25 protein-coding genes are annotated in these 22596 nt (G+C 43.9%); 16 read left to right on the plus strand and 9 right to left on the minus strand.

Annotated elements, in window-relative coordinates:
* The first annotated feature begins 42 nt into the window (after nucleotides 1-42).
* Entirely contained in the window at nucleotides 43-1425 is a 1383-nt protein-coding gene (gene hemN, locus VIM91_RS03750; protein WP_331863532.1) for an oxygen-independent coproporphyrinogen III oxidase, read from the plus strand.
* 52 nt (nucleotides 1426-1477) lie between these two features.
* Here the strand turns inward: hemN and VIM91_RS03755 are convergent, their stop codons facing one another.
* Genes VIM91_RS03755 through hemA form a run of 5 tightly spaced genes read right to left on the minus strand, consistent with a single transcriptional unit; the run spans nucleotide 1478 to nucleotide 6069 of the window.
* Nucleotides 1478-2116: an outer membrane beta-barrel protein gene (locus VIM91_RS03755; protein WP_331863484.1), complete on the minus strand. Its 639-nt coding sequence runs from the start codon at nucleotides 2114-2116 to the stop codon at nucleotides 1478-1480.
* On the minus strand, nucleotides 2106-2858 hold the full coding sequence (locus VIM91_RS03760; RefSeq protein ID WP_331863485.1) for a molybdopterin-synthase adenylyltransferase MoeB: 753 nt from the start codon (nucleotides 2856-2858) through the stop codon (nucleotides 2106-2108). Before VIM91_RS03760 ends, VIM91_RS03755 begins: the two co-directional genes overlap by 11 nt.
* On the minus strand, nucleotides 2855-3694 hold the full coding sequence (prmC, locus tag VIM91_RS03765; RefSeq protein ID WP_331863486.1) for a peptide chain release factor N(5)-glutamine methyltransferase: 840 nt from the start codon (nucleotides 3692-3694) through the stop codon (nucleotides 2855-2857). Before prmC ends, VIM91_RS03760 begins: the two co-directional genes overlap by 4 nt.
* Before the next feature lie 3 nt (nucleotides 3695-3697).
* Complete coding sequence (prfA, locus tag VIM91_RS03770; protein WP_331863487.1) at nucleotides 3698-4786, minus strand: peptide chain release factor 1; 1089 nt, start codon at nucleotides 4784-4786, stop codon at nucleotides 3698-3700.
* The gene (gene hemA / locus VIM91_RS03775) at nucleotides 4783-6069 is read right to left on the minus strand and encodes a glutamyl-tRNA reductase (protein WP_331863488.1); all 1287 of its coding nucleotides are present in this window, start codon (nucleotides 6067-6069) and stop codon (nucleotides 4783-4785) included. The genes prfA and hemA overlap by 4 nt, the downstream gene beginning before the upstream one ends.
* Nucleotides 6070-6462: 393 nt before the next feature.
* On the opposite strand from hemA, the gene ectA reads away from it, so the two are divergent.
* The 5 genes from ectA (at nucleotide 6463) to VIM91_RS03800 (ending at nucleotide 10207) form a co-directional block, all read left to right on the plus strand.
* Nucleotides 6463-6954, plus strand: a complete 492-nt coding sequence (ectA, locus tag VIM91_RS03780) for a diaminobutyrate acetyltransferase (RefSeq protein ID WP_331863489.1) — start codon at nucleotides 6463-6465, stop codon at nucleotides 6952-6954.
* Between the two features lie 54 nt (nucleotides 6955-7008).
* Nucleotides 7009-8286, plus strand: a complete 1278-nt coding sequence (gene ectB, locus VIM91_RS03785; RefSeq protein ID WP_331863490.1) for a diaminobutyrate--2-oxoglutarate transaminase — start codon at nucleotides 7009-7011, stop codon at nucleotides 8284-8286.
* Nucleotides 8283-8675 carry an ectoine synthase gene (locus VIM91_RS03790; protein ID WP_029933922.1) on the plus strand — a complete coding sequence of 131 codons (393 nt, stop codon included), beginning with the start codon at nucleotides 8283-8285 and terminating at the stop codon, nucleotides 8673-8675. Before ectB ends, VIM91_RS03790 begins: the two co-directional genes overlap by 4 nt.
* An 86-nt stretch (nucleotides 8676-8761) precedes the next feature.
* Nucleotides 8762-9199, plus strand: a complete 438-nt coding sequence (locus VIM91_RS03795) for a gamma-glutamylcyclotransferase family protein (RefSeq protein ID WP_331863491.1) — start codon at nucleotides 8762-8764, stop codon at nucleotides 9197-9199.
* 18 nt (nucleotides 9200-9217) lie between these two features.
* The gene (locus tag VIM91_RS03800; protein WP_331863492.1) at nucleotides 9218-10207 is read left to right on the plus strand and encodes an amidoligase family protein; all 990 of its coding nucleotides are present in this window, start codon (nucleotides 9218-9220) and stop codon (nucleotides 10205-10207) included.
* Nucleotides 10208-10242: 35 nt separating this feature from the next.
* On the opposite strand, the gene VIM91_RS03805 is transcribed toward VIM91_RS03800, so the two are convergent.
* Together VIM91_RS03805 and VIM91_RS11840 are read right to left on the minus strand one after the other, a co-directional pair.
* Nucleotides 10243-10824 carry a response regulator gene (locus VIM91_RS03805; RefSeq protein WP_331863493.1) on the minus strand — a complete coding sequence of 194 codons (582 nt, stop codon included), beginning with the start codon at nucleotides 10822-10824 and terminating at the stop codon, nucleotides 10243-10245.
* Between the two features lie 202 nt (nucleotides 10825-11026).
* On the minus strand, nucleotides 11027-11386 hold the full coding sequence (locus VIM91_RS11840) for a PilZ domain-containing protein (protein WP_414719592.1): 360 nt from the start codon (nucleotides 11384-11386) through the stop codon (nucleotides 11027-11029).
* A 39-nt stretch (nucleotides 11387-11425) separates the two neighbouring features.
* On the opposite strand from VIM91_RS11840, the gene VIM91_RS03810 reads away from it, so the two are divergent.
* From VIM91_RS03810 to VIM91_RS03825, 4 genes are all read left to right on the plus strand, one after another.
* Entirely contained in the window at nucleotides 11426-11704 is a 279-nt protein-coding gene (locus VIM91_RS03810) for a heavy metal-associated domain-containing protein (RefSeq protein ID WP_331863494.1), read from the plus strand.
* Nucleotides 11705-11706: 2 nt separating this feature from the next.
* A complete protein-coding gene (gene parC / locus VIM91_RS03815; protein WP_331863495.1) occupies nucleotides 11707-13935 on the plus strand; it encodes a DNA topoisomerase IV subunit A in 2229 nt (742 codons plus the stop codon).
* A 104-nt stretch (nucleotides 13936-14039) separates the two neighbouring features.
* Nucleotides 14040-14882: a motility-associated protein gene (locus VIM91_RS03820; RefSeq protein WP_331863496.1), complete on the plus strand. Its 843-nt coding sequence runs from the start codon at nucleotides 14040-14042 to the stop codon at nucleotides 14880-14882.
* 27 nt (nucleotides 14883-14909) lie between these two features.
* Entirely contained in the window at nucleotides 14910-15605 is a 696-nt protein-coding gene (locus VIM91_RS03825) for a flagellar motor protein MotB (RefSeq protein WP_331863497.1), read from the plus strand.
* Here the strand turns inward: VIM91_RS03825 and VIM91_RS03830 are convergent, their stop codons facing one another.
* Together VIM91_RS03830 and queE are read right to left on the minus strand one after the other, a co-directional pair.
* Nucleotides 15606-16205, minus strand: a complete 600-nt coding sequence (locus VIM91_RS03830) for a class I SAM-dependent methyltransferase (RefSeq protein WP_331863533.1) — start codon at nucleotides 16203-16205, stop codon at nucleotides 15606-15608.
* A gap of 19 nt (nucleotides 16206-16224) precedes the next feature.
* Nucleotides 16225-16860: a 7-carboxy-7-deazaguanine synthase gene (gene queE / locus VIM91_RS03835; RefSeq protein ID WP_331863498.1), complete on the minus strand. Its 636-nt coding sequence runs from the start codon at nucleotides 16858-16860 to the stop codon at nucleotides 16225-16227.
* A 145-nt stretch (nucleotides 16861-17005) separates the two neighbouring features.
* Here queE and leuC point away from each other — a divergent pair, with 145 nt between their 5' ends.
* The 6 genes from leuC to VIM91_RS03865 are packed head-to-tail and all read left to right on the plus strand — an operon-like array spanning nucleotide 17006 to nucleotide 22588.
* A complete protein-coding gene (leuC, locus tag VIM91_RS03840) occupies nucleotides 17006-18433 on the plus strand; it encodes a 3-isopropylmalate dehydratase large subunit (RefSeq protein ID WP_331863499.1) in 1428 nt (475 codons plus the stop codon).
* A gap of 2 nt (nucleotides 18434-18435) precedes the next feature.
* Complete coding sequence (gene leuD, locus VIM91_RS03845; RefSeq protein WP_331863534.1) at nucleotides 18436-19074, plus strand: 3-isopropylmalate dehydratase small subunit; 639 nt, start codon at nucleotides 18436-18438, stop codon at nucleotides 19072-19074.
* A 24-nt stretch (nucleotides 19075-19098) separates the two neighbouring features.
* On the plus strand, nucleotides 19099-20175 hold the full coding sequence (gene leuB, locus VIM91_RS03850) for a 3-isopropylmalate dehydrogenase (protein WP_331863500.1): 1077 nt from the start codon (nucleotides 19099-19101) through the stop codon (nucleotides 20173-20175).
* A 3-nt stretch (nucleotides 20176-20178) separates the two neighbouring features.
* A complete protein-coding gene (locus VIM91_RS03855) occupies nucleotides 20179-21135 on the plus strand; it encodes a M23 family metallopeptidase (RefSeq protein ID WP_331863501.1) in 957 nt (318 codons plus the stop codon).
* Between the two features lie 17 nt (nucleotides 21136-21152).
* The gene (locus VIM91_RS03860) at nucleotides 21153-21533 is read left to right on the plus strand and encodes a polymer-forming cytoskeletal protein (protein ID WP_331863502.1); all 381 of its coding nucleotides are present in this window, start codon (nucleotides 21153-21155) and stop codon (nucleotides 21531-21533) included.
* A 35-nt stretch (nucleotides 21534-21568) separates the two neighbouring features.
* Entirely contained in the window at nucleotides 21569-22588 is a 1020-nt protein-coding gene (locus VIM91_RS03865) for an aspartate-semialdehyde dehydrogenase (protein ID WP_331863503.1), read from the plus strand.
* Nucleotides 22589-22596: the final 8 nt, after the last annotated feature.

Raw genomic sequence — 22596 nt, forward strand, 5'->3', positions numbered from 1 at the left:
TGGTTGAGATAGAATGGCGGCAAAAAACAAGAGGACGCAATGATGGAACAGGGTATTCAATTTGATACAGCGTTAATTAAACGTTATAACCAAAGCGGGCCTCGTTACACCTCCTATCCAACGGCGGTACAGTTTGAAGAAAACTTTGGCATTGTTGATTACGAAAAAGCCGCCCATCGTAGTAATGAGTCTGGACGTGGTTTATCTTTATATTTTCATATTCCATTTTGTGACACGATTTGCTTTTATTGCGCGTGTAACAAAGTCTGGACACGTGACCGTTCAAAAACCACGCCTTATTTAGAGCGCCTATTTAAAGAAATTGAAATGCAAGCCAAGCTGTTTGACCCAAATCGCAAGGTTGAACAATTACACTGGGGCGGCGGCACACCCACCTTTATCGATCACGATGAAATGCGTCAGTTAATGGCGAAAACCCGCGAATGTTTTAATTTGTATGACGATGACAGCGGTGAATATTCGATTGAAATCGACCCGCGTGAAGCCACCGCTGAAACCGTTAAATTATTGCGTGAGTTGGGATTTAATCGCATGAGTTTAGGCGTGCAGGATTTTGACCCTAAAGTACAAAAGGCCGTCAATCGTATTCAGTCAGAAGAAGAAACTTTTACGGTGCTGAATGCCGCACGGGCGGAAGGGTTCTTATCGGTTAACGTGGATTTGATTTACGGTTTGCCATTTCAAACTCAAACCAGTTTTTTAGAGACACTAGATAAGTTATTAGACGTTGAGCCAGATCGTTTCTCAATTTTTAACTATGCGCATATGCCTACTATGTTTCCAACTCAAAAACGCATGAAAGAAGAAGACATGCCATCGCCTGATCAAAAACTCGCGATTTTGCAGGCCACCACCGAACGTCTGTTAGCCGCGGGTTATGTGTATATTGGCATGGATCATTTTGCTAAACCGGATGACGAATTGGCGATTGCTCAGCGAAATGAAACCCTATATCGAAACTTCCAAGGTTATTCAACGCATGCTGATTGTGATTTAGTTGGCATGGGGGCGACTTCAATTAGTTTGATTGATAACACCTACGCACAGAATATGCGCAGTTTGGATGACTATTACACCCGCATTGACGCTGGACAATTGGCGGTGTTTCGCGGGGTGCATTTGACCGAAGACGATGAATTGCGTCGTGATGTCATTACCCGTTTAATCAGTCATTTCCACTTGAATTTTGCAAAGATTAATCAGCAGTGGGGCGTTCGGTTTGATGAATACTTTTCGGAAGAATTGAAGTCACTACAAGGCTTTGCAGATGACGGCTTATTAACGCTGGATGCAGAAGATATTTATATTACCGCGAAGGGACGTTTATTGATTCGTAATATCTGCATGGCTTTTGATGCCTATTTAAAACCTGGCACTCAAAACCGCTTTTCTAAAGTGATTTAACTTGATTTAAATACGGGCACCAGGCCTGGTGCTCGTTCGTTTTAGGTCACAACTAAAAACTGAAGCGGTAACCGAGCGTAACAGCATGGGCGTCGGCATTACGGATTGCGCTGGTTGTGAGGCTGGAATAGCGATCAATCCAAAAGGCGGTATACAAGCCTAATGTCGAGGTTTCCTCGGCCTCTAAAAATCCAACGGTATTTAAATTCATTCCCCATTCAAACCAGTTTTTTGCGCCAGCACGAAACCCGAAATCATAACCTAGCTTGGTTTGTTCGACACGATTACAATCAACCTGGTTACAGGCTTGGGCGCGGCTTAAGTATTGACCTAGGTGCGCATAAATATCCCAGTTTTGCCTGACCCCTATCGCATAACCGAGTTTGCCAGCATAGGTTTGGCTGCTGAGTTTAGTAAAGTCAGTCGCACTTTGGCCTTGTGTGGTGTTGAAAGTGACAATCAAGCCGGGTCGGGTTTGGTAACTGACGCCTAGTCCCCAAATTTGCAAAGTCGAATATTCATCCACTAGGGTGTCGTGCTCAATGACAAAAGGCTCATCAAAACTGGTAAAACCAAATTGAGCTTGAAACTGAGAGTAATTAAAGTTGGATTGAGCTTGCGAACAAGGACTGATCAGGCCGCCTAAAATGAGCGCCAACCCAGATAAAGTTAAACCAAAATTAGTCGCCACAGTGCTGACATCCTGGGTCTTTGTTTAAGTTAAACCGACGAATCGTCATAGTAAACCCATCAATTAACATGAGCTGCCCCATTAAAATTGGCAAACCCACCAAGGCTTTAATCGCCTCCATTGCTTGCATTGAACCGACCATCCCAACTAAAGGTGCCACCACTCCATTTTGGCTGCAGGTTTGGTCAGTATGTGTGCCAGGTTTATAAAGGCATTCATAGCAGGGCGACTGACTATTACGAAAATCGTAAGTGGTCAGTTGACCTTCCCAGCGAATCGCTGCACCAGAAACCAGTGGTTTTTTTGCTTTAAAGCAGGCCTGGTTGAGTGCAAAACGAGTATCAAAATTATCAGAGCAATCCAATACAATATCAACTTGATCAATCTTTTGAGCAAGTTCAGTAGCATCTAGTTGTTGTGTAATTACATTTAATTGGGTGCGGTGATTTAGCTCACGCAAGCTTTGCGCGGCGGATTCAGCTTTATTTAATCCCACACGGCTTTCATTATGAATCACTTGGCGCTGAAGATTGGAGTCGTCGACCTCATCAAAATCCACCAGGGTTAGTTCACCCACACCCGCGGCCGCCAAATACATCGCTACGGGTGAACCCAATCCCCCCAAACCAATAATCAATGCATGAGATTGTGCGAGTTTTAGCTGACCGCTGTAATCGATTTCGGGCAACAGAATTTGGCGAGAATAACGCATCAGTTCATTATCGGTGAGCTCTGTAATCATGGTTTTTGTCCAATAGTGACTCTGGGTTGACCGGCTAGATCGGTTCGTAATTCAATTGCTTGATAAGCGGATTTTTGAAATAAATCCGCCACCGCGTGTGCTTGATTATAACCGTGTTCAACCATAAGCCAACCCTGTGGGTTTAAATGGGCTGTGGCTTGCGTAATGATCACACGCAAGTCATCCAGGCCATCTGTGCCAGATGCTAGGGCTTGGCTGGGTTCAAAGCGTAAATCGCCCTGGCTTAAATGCGGGTCAGCCGATTCAATATAAGGCGGGTTTGACAGGATCAGGTCGAACAATTGATCTCGAACCGGTTCAAACCAATTACCTTGATGAAATTGAACTGATAAATTCAGCATTTTGGCATTGTGGTGGGCGGTATTAAGCGCGCCGTGTGATTTATCGACCGCGTGGATCTCTGCTTGGTTTAATTCGCTCGCCAAGGCTAATGCAATCGCGCCAGAACCTGTGCCTAAGTCCAATATTTTCGGTTTTGGGTAAGTGCTCGCTTTCTGCAAGGCCGATTCGACCAGAGTTTCCGTGTCGGCGCGTGGAATTAGGGTGTACGGATTGACCTCCAGAGTTAAACCCCAAAACTCCCGCTGGCCAGTTAGGTAAGCAACTGGCTGGCCTTGTTGACGTTGATTAATCAGCTCAAAAAAGTCCTTGGCTTGTTGTTCAGTGAGTTCGCGCTCTGGCCAGGTATAGAGTTGAACGCGTGATATTTTGAGCAGGTGGCAGAGTAATATCTCAGCTTCAAGTTTCGCCGACACCTGATTGAGTTGCGACTGAGCGTGTTGAATGGCGCTTTGATACGACCAGGCCTGGTGCATAGCTTATTCCGCGCCGCTTAATGCCGCTAGCTGTTCTGCTTGATGTTCTTGCGTTAATGGGTCAATCACGCTCGCTAAGCCACCATTCATGACTTCATCTAGCTTGTAGAGGGTTAAGTTAATGCGGTGATCGGTCACGCGACCTTGAGGATAGTTGTAGGTGCGAATGCGTTCTGAACGATCACCAGAACCGACCAGATTCTTGCGTTCTTGAGCAATTTTTTGATCGTGAACTTGACGTTTGGCATCCATGATTCTAGCCGCTAATAGCGACATCGCACGGGCGCGGTTTTTATGTTGTGAACGTTCATCCTGACACTCAACGATGGTACCGGTCGGAATATGGGTAATTCGAATCGCTGAATCGGTTTTGTTAACGTGCTGACCACCGGCCCCCGACGCGCGGAAGGTATCGACCTTAAGGTCAGCCGGGTTTAGTTCTATCTGCTCCACATCTGGTACTTCAGGCATAACCGCAACCGTCGCGGCGGAGGTGTGCACACGGCCTTGAGTTTCGGTCGCGGGTACACGTTGTACGCGGTGGGCGCCGGACTCAAACTTAAGTTTTGAGTAGGCGCCATCCCCAATAATGCGCACGATGATTTCTTTGAATCCTCCGTGCTCACCTTCACTTTGGTTAATGATTTCAGTTTGCCAACGCATGCTTTCGGCATATCGGCTGTACATTTTAAACAGATCACCTGCAAAAATCGCCGCTTCATCCCCACCCGTGCCGGCACGAATTTCGAGGAAGATATTGGCATCGTCATTGGGGTCACGCGGTAATAACATCTTGTTTAGATCGAGTTCGAGTTGGTCAATGGTTTTTTCTAAACTCGGGTATTCTTCTTGCGCCATTTCCTTGAGTTCACGATCACCCGAAGCAATCATTTCTTTCGCTTCATCCAAGTCGGCTTCAGCGGCGAGAAACTTTTGATAGGTTTCGACCACGGGCGTGAGTTGTGCGTGCTCTTTTGACAAGTTACGGAATTGGTTTTGGTCGTTGACAATACTGGGCTCGGATAGCAAAGCACCGACTTCTTCTAGTCGTTCGACAAGGGCTTGTAGTTTATGACGTATAGACGATTTCACTCAGGTTTTCTCGATTCTGTTGGGTGATTATTCGGATCTAATAATAGGGTTTCAGCCATATTGATTAAATCTTGATTGCCCGCCAATCCGGCTTCATGTAGCTGATGGCTAGGAGTGTGAATAAGCTTGTTGGTGAGTTGATGCGCTAAGCGGTTAATAACGCTTGTAGGATCTTGACCTAGTTCAAGTTGATGCAATGCTTGTTGCAACACTTGCTGTTTTATTTTTTCGGCCTGATGTCGGTAACTACGAATTAATGGATTAACGCACTGAATGGCTTGATATTGACAAATAAAACGTTCGGCTTGCATCTGAATGATTTCTTCCGCTTCGTCGGCGGCATCTTGGCGTGAACGTTTGTTTTCTGAAATGATTTCTTGTAAGTCATCCACACTGTACAAGTAAACATCTTCAAACTCGTTAACTTGGGCATCAATATCACGAGGTACGGCGATATCAACCATAAACATTGGGCGATTTCGGCGCTTTTTAAGCGCGTGTTTTACATCGTCTTTATGGATTAATTGTACTGGGCTACCAGTGGAAGCGATTACCATATCGGCTTCGTGCAAATGTCCCGTTAATTCGTCCAGTTCGATCGCGAACCCTCCTAGGGTTTCAGCTAAAGCATGGGCGCGACTAAAGGTGCGGTTGGCAATAATAATACGGCCAATATGACTTTCATGTAAGTGGCGAGCAACCAATTCAATGGTTTCACCAGCCCCAATCAGCAAGGCGGTTTGATTAGATAAGTCGCCAAAAAATTGTTTGGCAAGTGACACAGCTGAAAAAGCGACCGATACAGGACTCGAGCCAATCGCCGTATCGGTTCGGACTTGTTTTGCCGTGCGAAATACTTGCTGAAATAAGTGTTCAAGCGTGTGGTGTACGCTTTCAGTTTTATGGGCTAAATTGTAGGCATCTTTAATTTGCCCCAAGATTTGAGGTTCGCCCAATACCAGCGAGTTTAAACCACAAGCAACGCGCATGATGTGTTGGACGGCTTTTAAGTCTTGATGCAGGTAAACATAAGGCGTCAAACTATCGGGCGTTAATTCAAAAAAGGCGTGCAGCCAATCAATCACACCCTGAGCCTGTGCATCTTTGATCGTAAAGTAGATTTCGGTGCGGTTACAGGTCGATAGAATAATACTTTCAGCCACTAATTGATCGTCTTTGAGTTGCTGTAGGGCACTAAAAACTCGCTCAGCCGTAAAAGACACCGTTTCTCTAATGTCTACGGGAGCGGTTTCGTGGTTCACACCTAAGGCGAATAAATTCATGCGATCACTGCAAGTGTCTGGTTAAAAAAGAGACAGCGATTTTATCCGATTTTGACCACTTTAACAAAACATTCACAACCCAGTAGCTAATGAGTCGGTTAAATAGAGTGGTTATGCGAATAGTTAAGACGATTAGGTGTGATGTTGATTTTGTTTTAACTCATTAATTTTGTTTGATTTAATCTGAATAAGCTGGCTTAAATGGTTAGCATTAATGTCACCTATTTTTAGGTTTAAACTTGAAGAATGGGGTTAAGTTATGTTAGGGTTAAAAAGATATCAATTTTGACGGAAGTTGCCTTTGGCGGTTTCGATTCAGTTAACTTAAAAAGCAAAGGAGACGTTTTTTAGCGTTCCACTTCAGCAGGAAGTGACGATGAAAACGCAATCAACATGAATTTCACTTTAAGACCCCCTTGTCTACAAGACGGTGCGGCCATCACTCGATTGGTAAAACAATCGCAAACACTGGATGTGAACTCCAGTTACCTCTATTTCCTACTTGCCGAGCATTTTTCAGATACGTGTGCGGTAGCACAGCTTGATGATACGGATAACGAATTGGTCGGGTTTGTTACGGCTTATCGTTTACCTAAAGATCCAAGTGTATTGTTTGTTTGGCAGGTTGCCGTGGATCCCAAAATGCGCGGACAGGGGTTGGCGATGTCACTGTTAAAAAATTTAACGCAACGAGATTGGTTCGGCGAGATTCGCCAGGTTCAGTGCACCATCTCGCCATCGAATACGGCTTCAAATGCTTTGTTTAATAAATTAGCCGGTGAGCTGGGTTCACATACTAAGATTGAACCTTTTTTGACAGAGTTCCACTTAGGTGGGGGGCATGAAGATGAGCCTTTAGTGGTCATTGATTTGCCTAAGTCTTAATTTATACACAAATATAAAACTAAAACATAAACACTTAAACGTAAGGATACAAAAATGGACATTGCATTATTTGAACAATATGAGTCTAACGTTCGTGGTTATATTCGCTCTTTTCCAAAAATTTTTGATACCGCCACTAGCGCGACTATTGTTGATGTTGACGGCGTACGTTATATCGACTTTTTTGGCGGAGCTGGTTCATTAAACTATGGTCACAATCACCCATTAGTTAACCAGGCTTTAATAAACTACATTCAGCGCAATGGTATTAGTAATGCGTTGGATAAGGCTACTGTGGCGAAGCACGATTTTATTGAGTCGTTCCAGAACACGATTTTGAAGCCTCGCGGAATGGATTATAAAATTCAGTTTGTTGGCCCAACAGGAACAAATGGGGTTGAAACCGCGCTTAAATTGGCTCGTAAGAAAAAGCAGCGTAGCAATGTGATTGCTTTTACCAATGCTTATCACGGCCATACATTGGGTGCATTGGCGGTAACCGGTAACGAGTTTTATCATGATGACTATTATGGTGTGCCGTTAAATGTCACCAAGATGCCGTTTGACAATTATTTCGATAATGACAAAGGCATGGATAGTATGGATATGTTGCGCCATTATATGGAAGACAACAGTTCGGGTTATGACCTGCCTGCTGCGATTATTGTTGAATCGATTCAAGGTGAAGGTGGTATCAATGTGGCCAGCACTAAATGGCTACAGAAACTAGACAAGTTGTGTAAAGACTTGGATATTTTATTGATTATGGATGATATTCAGGTGGGTAACGGTCGTACAGGCGATTTCTTCTCGTTTGAGCGCGCGGGTATTAAGCCGGACATTATTACCTTGTCTAAGTCGATTGGTACAGGTTTGCCGATGTCGATCGTGTTGATGAAGCCTGAAGTCGATGTTTGGGAGCCGGGCGAGCACACAGGTACTTTCCGTGGTAATAGCCATGCGTTTGTTGCGGGTGCCGCGGTGATGGAACTTTGGAAGAATGATGACTTTAGTCATTCGATTCGTGCCAAGGGCAAGCAAGTAGAAGACACCTTTAGAAGCTTGCAAAAAGAATTCTCAAAATACATTACGGATGTGCGTGGCTTAGGCATGATTTGGGGCTTAGAGTCATTGGTTGAAGGCTTCTGTAATGAAGTGTCTTACCAAGCTTTCCAGCGCGGTCTAATTATGGAAACGGCGGGCGCCGATGACCAGGTGTTGAAATTCCTAGCTCCATTGGTGATTAGCGAAACCGAACTGGAAGAAGGTTTTGCCATTCTTCGTGAAGCCGTAGCGGCAGCCGTCGAAAAGTTTGAAAAGGAGAAAGTATGATTATTCGCAAGTTAAAAGAGATTATTGGAACCGATCGTGATGTAAAACCGGATAACGGTCATTGGGTCAGCCGCCGTCTATTACTTGCAAAAGATGGCATGGGTTTTTCGATGCATGAAACCATTATTTACGCAGGTCATGAAAACTATTTTCATTATGCCAATCATCTCGAAGCAGTCTACTGTGTGGCCGGTGAGGGCGAAATTGAAGATTTAGAGACAGGTGTGACCACGCCGATTGAAGATGGAACGCTTTACGCTCTAAATAATCACGATCGTCATCACTTGCGTGCAACCAAAGATATGCGTTTAATTTGTGTGTTTAATCCGCCTGTTACAGGGCGTGAGGTACATGATGAAAATGGTGTTTATCCTCTAATCACCGAGTAATCTGTTCATCACCAGGCCTGGTGGTTCTACCGGGCCTGGTTTTCCCTTCTTTTTTCTTACTGTTCCGTAATTCAAGTCGAGATCTTATGAAATTATTGAGCTCGTGGCGTCAATTTAAACATTGGTTAACCTTGGGAACCTCAGTTTTACTGGCCGTGATGATTTATTTATGGTGGGTATTCGTTAGTCCGTTTGGTTACACTCCAAAGCCTATTGATGATCTATCAGAGCAAGCCAGTTATCGAGTGTTTGCCTATGGAACCTTAACTAATCCAGTTATCCGCTGGTTGATTATCCACCAGCGAGTGGATACTCAACCAGCTCAGTTGCGTGATTACCATCAAGTTGGCTTAGATGTGTATGCGCGTAAAGGCGCATTAACTGAAGGCCTGGTTTTTGAGGTCGATGCGAAGGCTTTGCGAAAACTGGATCGATATGAGCGGGTAGGTGAACGTTATAAGCGCGTCAAACTAAATTTGGCAGATGGTTCCCAAGCTTGGGTTTATCAACGTTTGGATTCTTAAATTTAAATAGGAAGCACTATGCCGAACAAGCGTACATTAAAACCGCTGGTTTTTACTGAAAACTTTGAAGGTAATCGGCGTCGAATTGGTGTCGAAATTGAAATGAGCGGCTTGAGTGTGGATGAGTTGGCTCAGATAGTGGCGCAATATTTCAATTTAAGAGTAGAGGCCGAAGGCCGCTATGAGCGTTTATTAAAAGGGGATGCGTCTGGTGACTGGAAAGTAGAGCTGGACTTTGATTTGTTGAAACGCTGGGGTAGACAACAAAGGCTGGGCACGGGTTTGATGGATGAATTAGATGCAAGTTTAGAGCAAACACTTAAAACCCTTTCTGAACAGCTAGTACCTTTAGAGTTAGTTAGCCCTCCGATCAGTATGGATAGGTTAGACGAAGTGGAAGCTTTAGTTAATCAGTTGAGAGAAGCGGGGGCAAAAGGAACCTCAGACCGCTGGCGCAATGCGTTTGGAATGCAGTTTAATCCTGAAATGCCAAGTTTGGATCCACAAACCATTGTGCGTTTTTTGAAGGCCTTTTTGTGCTTGTACGATTGGCTTGAAACACGCGCTGATATTAATTTTGCGCGTAAGATTGCACGTTATGTTGACCCGTTTCCGCGAGCTTATGTGCTTAAGGTAATTGATCCAGATTATTGGCCGTCGCAGGATCAGTTAATCGATGATTATTTAGAGCATAACCCAACTCGAAATCGGGCACTAGATATGCTGCCGTTGTTTCGGTTTTTAGATGAGAATCGAGTATTGAGTTTTGTTGATGGTGATTTAATTCAGTCACGACCAACTTTGCATTATCGCTTGCCAGATAGCGAGATAGATAGACCGGATTGGGGTATTTATCAAGCCTGGAATGACTGGTTAGAGGTTGAGAAACTGGTAGCGGATGATGCCCGATTAAAACACATCTGTAAAACTTATCAGACATTTCTGGCTCACCCACTTGAACGCTTTATGAGCAATTGGGATGAGCAGTTGGTTCGCTTTTTAAACTAAAAATCTAATTTATGCTTCAGGTTTTGCTGCGGGTATTAACCGCGCTTCAGATTGTATTCGTAGGTTAAAAACTGTTTTAAAATATCTGCTTGGACAGGCTTGTGCATGACCGTGATATCTTTTGGCAAACGTTCACGATCAATTTCGCTTGGTTTTTCACCCGTCATCACAATAATCGTTGCGGACTTAGTGGTTTCAAAGTTGCGCATAGCATGTACCATGCTGTAACCATCCATTTGCGGCATAATCAGATCGGCAAAAATAATTTCTGGTTTATAGCGGCCAGCGTTGATTAAACCTTCGTAACCATCGTTAGCCGTTAAGACTTTCATAGGGAAGTCTAGACTTTGTGCCATGGATTTAATCAGTTCTTGAGAAATTCGGTCGTCATCGACAACTAATACTTTTAATACACCATCATCTTCATTCGCTCTTTCACGGCCATTTTGCATAATGTACTCATCGACAGAAGAGCGCAGTAAGCGCCGGTGACCGCCGGGAGTTTTCCATATTTGCAGAACGCCTTCATCCGCCAAACGTTTGATGACTGTTTTGGATACGCCAATTAAGTCACAAGCTTCAGTGGTTGTGATGTATTTAGAATTAGTTTTTGCCATGAATTGTCTCAGATAGTTCGAATTATTGCTTTATTAAGTATTGTATCTGCTTTTTTTTAAAAATGGGCAAAAATTTGAATTTTTAAGATCATAAGACGCGTTATAGTGTCTTAACCGTTTTTAAGATGATTAATTTGCGCTTTTTGAGTAATCTAATATTTGCGCGACTTGGTTGGACGTTTTCTTTTAATTGGGAATAAGCCTAAAGCCTTGATTTTTCATGGCTATTAATGAAATTAGAAATAATGCGTTGTTGATGTGAGCTTAATTTCTCGAAAGCGAGCCCAATCAGAAATTGACCCCGAACCGGTGTGCTGTGTATGAGTTGAGCTTTGAGTTCAAGTTCAATAAATTCATCATTAAATGGCAAGCTGAATCGGACCTCTACAGGATCGCTCGGATTTATTTTAATTGAGCTGGTTGCCCCGAGCCCGCTTAAAGATAAGTTGATCATCGTGATGCCTAAACTTAGGTTTTGATGATTTAAGATAATTGGTCTGTGGGTGGTTATTCGTTTATTATGACGAAGCTCGGTGTTTGAGTGTGAACTTTTGTTTGACATAATGGTCGTTTCTTAATTTACTAAATAAAGGTGATTACTATGCAACATAGATTGGATGTTGACAATATAAAATGTGGCGGTTGCGCACATTCTATTGTATCTAAGTTGTCTGGCTTGGATGGGGTGTCTGACGTTGCGGTCGATATTGAACAAGGTCAAGTTACGTTTTCTTCAAAAAACGAATTAATTGATCAGGTAAAATTGCAACTAAAGAATATGGGGTATCCTGAAACAGGATCACTGGAAGGTTTGGGCGCCGCCGGTGCCAAGGCTAAATCATTTGTTAGTTGTGCCATTGGAAAAGTGACTAAGGAGTAAACGTGTCTCAGCAAATCATCAATTACGAGGGGGTGGAGCAGCAGAGTGTGGCGCACTTCACAGAAAAGGCCTATCTCGATTACGCCATGTATGTGATTTTAGATCGCGCTTTACCCCATATTGGTGATGGTTTAAAACCGGTACAGCGTCGAATTATTTATGCCATGTCGGAGCTGGGCTTAAAAGCAACATCAAAATATAAGAAATCGGCACGAACGGTGGGGGACGTGCTGGGCAAGTTTCATCCACATGGGGACAGTGCTTGTTATGAAGCCATGGTGTTGATGGCGCAGGACTTTTCATTTCGTTACACATTAGTTGATGGGCAGGGTAACTGGGGCTCGATTGATGATCCTAAGTCATTTGCGGCCATGCGTTACACCGAATCCAGGTTGTCTAAGTTTGCGCAGTTATTACTTGATGAAGTGGCGCAAGGCACGGTTGATTGGGTGCCCAATTTTGATGGCACGATGAATGAGCCCTTGGTATTGCCAGCTAGAGTGCCACATATTCTTCTTAATGGTACATCTGGGATCGCTGTCGGGATGGCAACCGATATACCACCACATAACTTACGTGAAATTGTCGCAGGTTGTATTGCCCTGATTGAAAATCCAAACTTAACGGACTCAGAGTTGCTAGAGTTTGTTCCGGGTCCCGATTATCCAAACGAAGCCTTGATTATTACGCCAAAAGAAGAGTTAGCTCAGCTTTATACAACAGGACACGGCTCGGTGCGTCAGCGCGCGGCTTATGAAGTAGAAGACGATGTAAATGTCGTTGTGCATGCTTTGCCGTTCCAAGTGTCAGGGGCCAAAGTTTTAGAACAAATTGCGAACCAAATGCGTGCGAAAAAATTGCCCATGGTGGTGGATTTGCGTGATGAATCGGATCATGAAAATCCGACGCGTTTGGTGATTGAATTACGATCTAAACGTATTGATGTTCACGCGACTATGTTGCACTTGTTTGCTAGTACCGATCTGGAGCGTAGTTATCGAGTGAATTTAAATGTGATTGGTTTAAATGGGCGACCTCAGGTTAAAAATTTACGTGGTTTATTATCTGAGTGGCTTGTTTATCGAGTTGAAACAGTGCGTCGACGTTTACAGTATCGGTTAGATAAAGTGCTGGATCGTCTGCATATTTTAGATGGCTTGCTGATCGCCTTTCTAAATATTGATGAGGTGATTGCCATTATCCGTGAAGAGGATAAGCCTAAGCCGGTCTTGATGGAACGTTTTGGTTTAAGTGATATTCAAGCCGAGGCCATTTTAGAGTTAAAACTTCGTCACCTAGCACGTTTAGAGGAAATGAAGATTCGTGGTGAACAGGCTGAATTGGAAGCAGAGCGCAAAAAACTCGAACGTATTCTTTCAAGCGAAGCGCGTCTGAATACTCAGGTGAAGAAGGAATTAATGGCGGATGCCGAGCTATATGGTGATGATCGTCGTTCCCCTCTTTTGGAAGTGGATGCGGCTCGAGCTATGAGTGAGCAAGACTTGCTGCCATCCGAACCTATTACGGTTGTGTTGTCTGAGAACGGCTGGGTCAGGGCCGCTAAAGGGCATGATGTCGATGGCCGTCAATTGGCTTATAAATCAGGGGATAGCTTTGCCGGTCAAGCCTTTGGTCAGAGCCGCCAAATGGCGCTATTTTTTGACTCAACTGGGCGAAGTTATAGTTTAGCAGGTCATAGTTTACCTTCCGCTAGAAGTCATGGTGAACCCTTAAGTGGACGTTTGAGCTTACCAGCTGGAGGTCGTATAACCCATGTGCTTATGGGAGAGCCAACGCAGAAGGTTATCATGGCCTCATCGGCGGGTTACGGGTTTATAACAAGTTTAGATAACCTGGTATCCAAAAATAAATCGGGCAAAGCGATTTTAAGTTTGCCAGCGAAGTCCGAAGTTTTATCGCCATGTGTAGTAAAACCAGGTGATTGGGTGATCGTTGTGACATCTGAGCCAAGGCTTCTAGTGTTTGCCTCAGATGAATTACCTGAACTGGCGAAAGGTAAGGGTAATAAGTTAATGCAGTTGGCTAAAGGTGAGCAGGTAACCGCTGTGTTCGCTTGCGAGCCCGGTATTAAGCTGGATTTTGTGGCTGGAGATTATGTTAAAACGATGGGTGCAAGTGCGATTGAAGAAGCACTGTCACAGCGAGCTAAACGTGGTGTGCCTTTACCAAGAACCTTAAAAAAAGTAAATGAGGTCCGTGTCGCAAAGTAAGGCTGGCATAGCAGTTGCTTTGTTTGTCGACAGTCAAAGCAACTAAAATCAAACGTGCAATCCAAGTAAGCTTGGATGTGAACTAACTCGGTGAATAGTCAGATATGAGTATTATTGCAAAACCCCTCGGGATCTTGGTTATATTTTTGAGCTTTCTCGGCGGCTTCAAGCTGATGGGGGGCGACTTAGGCTCGATTTGGCATCCATCAGAGTTGGTGATTATTTTAGGTGTGGCCTTAGGTGCATTCATGGTATCAACCCCTATGTATATTTGGTTTGATGCGATTAAAAGCACCGGACGTGTGTTTGCCGGAGATCGTGTTAATAAGCGTTTGTATGCAGAAACGATCGGTCTACTCGAAGAGTTGGCAAGAACGGCGCGAGCTAGTGGTATGTTGGCTTTAGAAAAGCATGTAGTAAATCCAGGTGTAAGTCCTATTTTTAGCCATTATTCTTTGGTAATGAAGCACAAACAGCTACGCAAATTTATAGTTGATAACTTTAGTTATTTGCTCTTAAATCCACCACAAAACCAACATTTTGAGGATCATTTGCTAGATCAGATTGATGGTATTTATAATTCCATGATGGAGTTGCCAAAAGCAACGGGTAAAGTTGCCGATTGGTTACCAGGCTTCGGGATTGTAGCGGCGATTATGGGGGTTATTTTGACCATGACCTTATTGGGTGGTGAGATGGATGTGGCCTTGATTGGACAATCGGTGGGCGCCGCTTTGGTTGGTACTTTGGCTGGTGTGTTCTTTGCGTTTGCTTTGGTTGCCCCTTTTACTCATGCCTTGGAGGTAATGAATCGACAAGATCGGACGTTGCTTGAAATGGCTGCGGCTTTTATTGCCGCCTATGCAAATGGGGTATCCCCCAATCTCGCGGTTGAGGTTGCGCGTCAGCGTATTCCACCCGAATATGATGTTCCTCGGAATAATTAATGAATAATTTGAAGCAGGGAGTTTGATATGTCTCGTCGTCGCGGTGGTGGACACGATGATGGTGGCGCTCATGGTGGATCTTGGAAAATAGCATTGGCCGATTTGATGACGGTACTTATGGTGTTTTTCTTGGTGATGTGGTTGGTTTCGGTTGTTGATCCTGGGGATCGTGATGATTTCGTGCAGTCACTGATGGGTGATAAAACTTCGAAAGAAGTCGAGCAGGATGCCAGTATTCGCGGAAGTGAGTTAAACCCATTGGATTTAAAGCCGCCTGCCACGACACTTGAGATTCAGCAGGCAATGAATCAAGTTGATCCGAAGGACATTGAGATTGAAGATACACCTGAGTTTACAAAGATTACGTTAAAATCAGACAGTTTTTTCGAAAGTGGGCGTGCAACCATTAACGAAAAAACACGATTGCAATTAGAGTTGCTGGGTGAAACCTTGGCTGGGCGTGGTCAAGCTATTCGTATTACAGGTTATACGGATAGTGCGCCTATTAATACACTTCAATATCCCTCTAACTGGGAGTTGTCAGCTTCTAGAGCGGCAACAGTCGGTCGAACTTTTATTTATATGGGAGTCGATCGAGAGTTGGTTTCAATTGAGGGTCGTGCGGATAATGATGCTGTCGCACCCAATGACACGCCCTATGGGCGCTCATTGAATCGTCGAGTCATTATTATGGTTGATAAGACAGGTAATTTACTACCCTAGTCATGTGTTATCTGGCTTAATTCCTATTAACTGAATGACCTCACCTGTACCAGTGTGTCCTGAGCCCTCTATAATTTCTCGTTTAACCTCCTTGGCTAACAGCCAATTTAATCCAGCGAGCTCACTTTTAACGGTGGTTAAGTCCATTAAAAGGTCTAAATCTTTTGGGCCGCCGGTATTGTTTGGTAATTGTTTTTTGCTATAGGCTTCTGCTATGAATAATCCATTGGGTTTGAGTGCGTTTACGATTTTTTGATTGACTTGTTTTCTTAAAATCGGGGGTAGGTGGCAAAAAATCGCAATAATCGCATCCCATTTCCCTTCGCCCATGTCAAAATCTGTCAGGTCGGCAACTTTTGTATGAATATTAACGCCATTTTTTTCTGCGAGTTGGTTGGCTTTGTTTAAACCTACTTCAGAGGCGTCTACCGCTGTAACTTTGTGTCCAAGCTTTGCTAAGTAGGTTGCATTTCTTCCTTCCCCTTCGGCAATACAAAGTATGTCGCTGTTGGGTGTGAGTTGCTGGCAGACACTACGCAAAAAATCGTTTGGTTCTGTTCCATATAAATAATCTTCTCGATTAAACTTTTGATCCCACATCACACTAAGTCCTTAATCTTTAATCAATATTCATAATTTTATGTGTCTGTAGGCTGAGTTTCCATTCTGGGTGGTCAAGGCAGAATTGAATCGCAGACTGGAGGTTGACTGACTGTTGATCACCGTCCATGGGTTGTATGTAAAAATGTTTAAAACCTTTGAGAGGAATGCTGCTGGGTAGTAAGTTAGCTTGAGGATAAACCAGTTTGAGTTCATCACCTTCAGTAAGAATCCAGGGTGCGCCGGCCTTAGGGCTGACACAGATCCAGTCAATATTGTTCGGTGGCAGTTTGGTGCCATTGGTTTCAACTGCAATTTCTATCTTATGCTGATGCATTTCATCAACTAAGGATTGGTCGAGTTGTAATAATGGTTCGCCTCCTGTTAAAACGACAAACGGGTGTTGCTGGCTGGTTTTTGGCCAAAAAGTTAATAGGTGCTGAGTTAAGGCCTGCGCATCTTCAAAGCGTCCACCATTCTGTCCGTCTGTCCCTACAAAATCAGTGTCACAAAATGAACAAATTGCATTATTACGATCTTGTTCTCGACCTGTCCAGAGATTGCATTGGCTAAATCGGCAAAAAATAGCAGGCCGTCCAGCATGAAACCCTTCCCCTTGAAGGGTATAAAATACTTCTTTGATCTGATAACTCATGTTATTTTCGCAAGGTTTGATTGGAATTGGTGATATTTTACTACGTTGTAAAAGTTTCAAAATGTTATAATCGAAAACTATTTTTTAGGCTTTAGCTTGCTCGGAATGTATACCGCTCAAGTATTAAATGTATACGGAAAAACTAATGTCAGCAAAAACGCTCTACGATAAGTTGTGGGATGCCCATGTGGTTCGTCAAGAGGAAGATGGCACGGCCTTGATCTATATTGATCGTCAGCTATTGCATGAAGTAACATCACCGCAAGCCTTTGAAGGCCTGCGTTTGGCTCAGCGTAAACCTTGGCGAATTTCAGCAAACTTGGCCACACCCGACCATAATGTGCCTACTACGGAGCTAGAGGGCGGAGTCGAAAGTATTAAGGATCCAATTTCTCGTATTCAGGTGCAAGCATTGGGCGCGAATACCAAGGAGTTTGGTATTACAGAATATGGTATGGGTGATGTGCGCCAAGGTATTGTCCATGTTGTCGGTCCTGAGTCTGGTGCGACTTTACCAGGTATGACGGTGGTGTGTGGCGATTCACATACTTCAACACATGGTGCTTTAGGTGCTCTGGCTCATGGTATCGGTACATCAGAAGTAGAGCATGTGTTGGCGACACAATGCTTGATTCAGAAAAAAATGAAAAACATGTTGGTTAGGATTGATGGCCAGTTAAAGCCTGGTGTTGGCCCTAAGGATGTTGTGTTAGCGATCATCGGTAAAATTGGTACCGCTGGTGGCAATGGGTGTGCGATTGAGTTTGGTGGTCAGGTCATGCGGGATATGTCGATAGAAGGACGTATGACGGTTTGTAATATGGCTATTGAAGCTGGAGCGAGAGCAGGCCTGGTGGCCGTTGATGAAAAAACCATAGATTATGTTAAAGGTCGTCACTTTGCGCCAAAAGATGAGCATTGGGATGCGGCGGTAGCCTATTGGTTAAATTTTAAGTCAGACTCTGATGCCAAATTTGACAAGGTAGTTGAGTTAGATGGTTCAAGCATTGAGCCACAGGTAAGCTGGGGGACCTCTCCTGAAATGGTGGTGGGTGTGAATGGCATGGTGCCAGATCCAGCTAAAGAATCTGACCCTGTTAAAGCCAATGGCATTAAACGCGCCCTTGATTACATGGGTTTGAAACCTAATATGGCCATTAAAGATGTCGCGATAGATTATGTGTTTATCGGTTCTTGTACTAACTCGCGTATAGAAGATTTGCGGGCTGCTGCTAGCGTCGTAAAGGGTCATAAAGTCTCGCCAAATGTTGAGCAGGCTTTGGTTGTGCCAGGCTCTGGCCGTGTTAAACAGCAGGCAGAGGCTGAGGGCTTGGATAAAATATTTATGGAAGCCGGTTTTGAATGGCGTAATCCAGGTTGCTCGATGTGTTTGGCGATGAATGCGGATCGTTTGCCACCGAAAAAGCATTGTGCATCTACTTCGAATAGAAACTTTGAGGGGCGACAAGGTGCTGGCGGGCGCACGCATTTGGTCAGTCCACAAATGGCCGCCGCGGCCGCTATAGCTGGTCATTTTGTTGATGTGCGCGAAATGATGGGGGTGTCTAAGTGAGTATGAATCAGTTTACCAAGTTAACCGCAATAGTCGCGCCACTTGACCGTTCGAATGTTGATACGGATGCCATTATTCCTAAACAGTTTTTAAAATCGATTAAACGGACCGGTTTCGGTCCTAATCTGTTTGATGAGTGGCGTTATCTCGACGTAGGTCAACCCGGAGAAGATTGTTCCCAGCGGCCACTGAATACCGAGTTTGTATTGAATCAGCCTCGTTATAAGGGGGCTAAGATTTTGTTGGCGCGTGAAAATTTCGGCTGTGGTTCGAGTCGCGAACATGCTCCATGGGCTTTAAAAGATTATGGCTTTGATGTCATTATTGCGCCAAGTTTTGCTGACATTTTTTTTAATAATTGCTTTAAAAACGGCATCTTGCCGATTGCCTTGTCTGAAAAACAAGTAGATGATTTGTTCAAAGCCGTTGAGTCTGAAGAAGGTTATGAGTTAACCGTTGACTTGGAGAAGCAGCAAATTATTACGCCGGGTGGTGATGTTATTGTTTTCGAAGTGGATGCGTTTAGACGCCATTGTCTATTGAATGGTTTGGATGACATAGGTTTAACCTTAGTGCATGCTGATGAGATAAAAGCATATGAACAAAAAATGCGTAAAGCGACACCGTGGCTATTCGCATAAACCAAGATTGTTAGGAAGATTAGAATGACCAAAAAAGTATTGTTACTGCCAGGTGATGGCATTGGGCCGGAAATCGTTGCTGAAGCGGTTAAGGTTTTAGAAGCACTAAAAGCAAGCCATGGTTTAGATGTTGATATGGTAAGTGGTTTGGTTGGAGGCGCCGCTTACGACGAAACAGGTCATCCTTTGCCTGATGAAACTATGCAAATGGCGCGTAATGTCGATGCAATTTTGCTCGGAGCTGTAGGCGGCTACAAATGGGAGTCACTAGATATTTCAGTGCGCCCTGAAAAAGGTCTGTTAGGCTTACGTTCTGGCTTAGGTTTGTTTGCAAATTTACGTCCAGCTTTTTTGTACCCCCAGTTGGCTGATGCATCAACCTTGAAGCCTGAAGTCGTATCCGGTTTAGATATCTTGATTGTACGTGAATTAACGGGTGGTATTTATTTTGGTCAGCCGCGTGGTATTCGCAAGCTCGAAAATGGTGAACGTCAGGGTTACAACACCTATGTTTATTCCGAGTCTGAAATTGTACGTATTGGGCATGTGGCATTTCAGGCGGCCATGAAACGTAACAAAAAAGTATGTTCAGTTGATAAAGCTAACGTGCTTGAAGTGACTGAGTTGTGGCGTGAAGTTATGACAGATTTGGCGAAGCAGTATCCAGAAGTTGAGTTGTCGCACATGTATGTAGACAACGCGGCTATGCAGCTTGTACGTAATCCGAAACAGTTTGATGTGGTGGTAACGGGCAATATGTTTGGGGATATTTTGTCTGATGAGGCATCTATGTTAACGGGTTCAATCGGCATGCTCCCTTCCGCGTCATTGGACGCAAATAATAAGGGTATGTATGAGCCAAGTCATGGCTCGGCTCCAGATATTGCAGGCCAGAATCTGGCCAACCCTTTAGCGACTATCTTGTCAGCCGCTATGATGTTGCGATACAGTTTGGGGCGTGAAGATTTGGCACTTAAAATAGAGCAGGCTGTCAGTAAGGTATTGGACCAAGGATTAAGAACGGGTGATATCTACTCAGATGGAATGCAGAAAGTGTCTACTTCTGAAATGGGTTCAGCTGTTGTGAAAGCTTTAGGATAACGGATGTCATCAAGACAACATTTTACAATCACGATAACCGATGTACATGGCGCGCGTCATTACTCATTTAGTCAGTTTGTAAAAAAGTTTGTTTGGGTTTTGATGATCGTTTTTTTCTTGGTTGTTACAGGTGGGGCCGGCTCTATTTGGTGGTTGAATAAAGAGGTCGAAGAAATTCAGACCTTAAAACGCCAAGCCGAGATGTCTTTTTTAAGGGCATTGGATGAGCGCCAAAATGAGTACTCCAATCTAGTTGAAGAAAAAGCACAGTTAATTAATGAGCTAGAAGAAAAGATTAAGCAGGTCGGTTTTTTGGACCAGACTTTGCAAGGCTTAGAAGAGCTAATTGGTGTTCAGCCGGAAATCGATGCGCCAATTATTGAGCGGGTCAAGATAACTCAGTTAACCACTTTAGAAAAGCAGATTATGCTAGATCATATTCCAAATGGTCGTCCAGTGGGTGTGTTTAGAGGAGTGAGTAGTGGTTATGGCTGGCGCACTCATCCAGTGCGTGGAACACGTGAATTTCACTATGGGATTGATTATCGTGGTGAACGCGGAGCCCCTGTTTTAGCGACCGCGGATGCGGTTGTCGAATATTCAGGTTATCACCGAAGTAGTGGTTACGGAAACCTTGTTATTTTGAGTCATGCTTATGGTTTTAAAACTTTTTATGGTCACTTGAATAGCTTAAATGTAAAAACAGGCCAGTTCATTAATAAGGGTGATTTAATCGGTGCGATTGGCTCAACCGGTGTATCGACTGGGCCGCATTTGCATTATGAAGTGAATTTTGTTCAGCGAAAACTAAACCCAGCTCCGTTTGTGCAATGGGGCCTGGAAGATTACGATAGCATTTTTGATAAAGTAGAGGGCATACCATGGGGATCTTTAAGTCAGGCGATCAGAAACCAAGTCGAGAAGGTGGAAAAACAATTATTGCTGAGGGATGTTCAGTAAACGGTGAAATTGTTGATTTGCAAGGCGCTTTGCATGTTGATGGTCATATCGATGGGATTGTAGAAACCAGTTATGATATTTCAATAGGCCAAAACGGCAGTTTAAATGGTTTAATCAAGGCTCGTTCAATTTTTCTAAGTGGCAAGTTAGAAGGTAAGGTCGCTTGTGAGCGTATTGAAATTCTAGAAACGGGCAAGTTAGTCGGTGAATTAATTAGTGGTGAATTAACCATTGAAACCGGTGGTAAATTTATTGGGCAAAGTCGTGAGCTAAGCGAAAGCGGTATTATCGTCGGCGTTGAGGATGAAAAACCCGCGCAAATCGAAAAGCCTAAATTTGGACAAGAGTCAGACTCAAATCAGGATGATGAGTCAGATTTAGAAGAGAAAAAAGCATAACTAAAGCGTAAAGCAAAGGATAGGTTGAGTTTCTTATGAGAAAATTTGATGTCGCAGTAGTAGGGGCCACTGGCGCCGTGGGTGAGACAATTTTAAAAGTGCTAGAAGAGCGTGATTTTCCGGTCGGGAACTTGTATCCGCTTGCAAGTAGCCGCTCTGCAGGCAAAAAAATTGAATTTAAAGGTGAGTGGATTGAAGTTTTAGATCTAGAAACGTTTGATTTCTCAAAGGCTCAAATTGGACTATTCTCGCCAGGTGCCAGTGTGTCAGCTGTGTATGCACCTAAAGCCGCCGAAGCGGGTTGTGTAGTGGTTGATAATACCTCTCAATTCCGTTACGACGAAGACATTCCCCTGGTTGTACCTGAAGTAAATCCTGATGCGATCGCGGGTTACAAAAACAGAGGCATTATTGCGAATCCAAATTGTTCTACGATTCAAATGATGGTCGCTCTAAAACCGATTTATGATGCGGTCGGTATTGAACGTATCAATGTCGCGACCTACCAAGCTGTGTCAGGAACAGGCAAAGAGGCAATTGAAGAATTGGCTAAGCAAACTGCTAATATTTTGAATCTTAAGCCGGTTGAAATAGATGTTTACCCAAAACAAATTGCGTTTAACTGTATTCCGCAAATTGATGTGTTTATGGAAAATGGTTATACCAAAGAAGAAATGAAAATGGTCTGGGAAACTAAAAAGATTTTTGGTGACGAAGCAATTAAAGTCAACCCTACCGCGGTAAGAGTACCGGTTTTCTTTGGTCATAGTGAAGCCGTTCACATCGAAACAAAACAAAAGATTACAGCTCAACAAGCTCGCGAACTACTACAGAAGTCACCAGGCCTGGTGGTTATTGATGAACATGTTGACGGTGGCTACCCAACGGCTGTATCAGATGCCGCTGACACCAACCCAGTCTATGTGGGTCGAATTCGTGAAGACATTACAATTGAGCGTGGGCTTAACCTTTGGGTTGTTGCTGATAACGTGCGCAAAGGTGCGGCTACCAATACCGTACAAATTGCAGAAGTATTAATCGAGAAATACCTGTAATTATATTG

It is taken from the genome of Thiomicrospira sp., assembly GCF_036568485.1.
Lineage (GTDB): Bacteria > Pseudomonadota > Gammaproteobacteria > Thiomicrospirales > Thiomicrospiraceae > Thiomicrospira.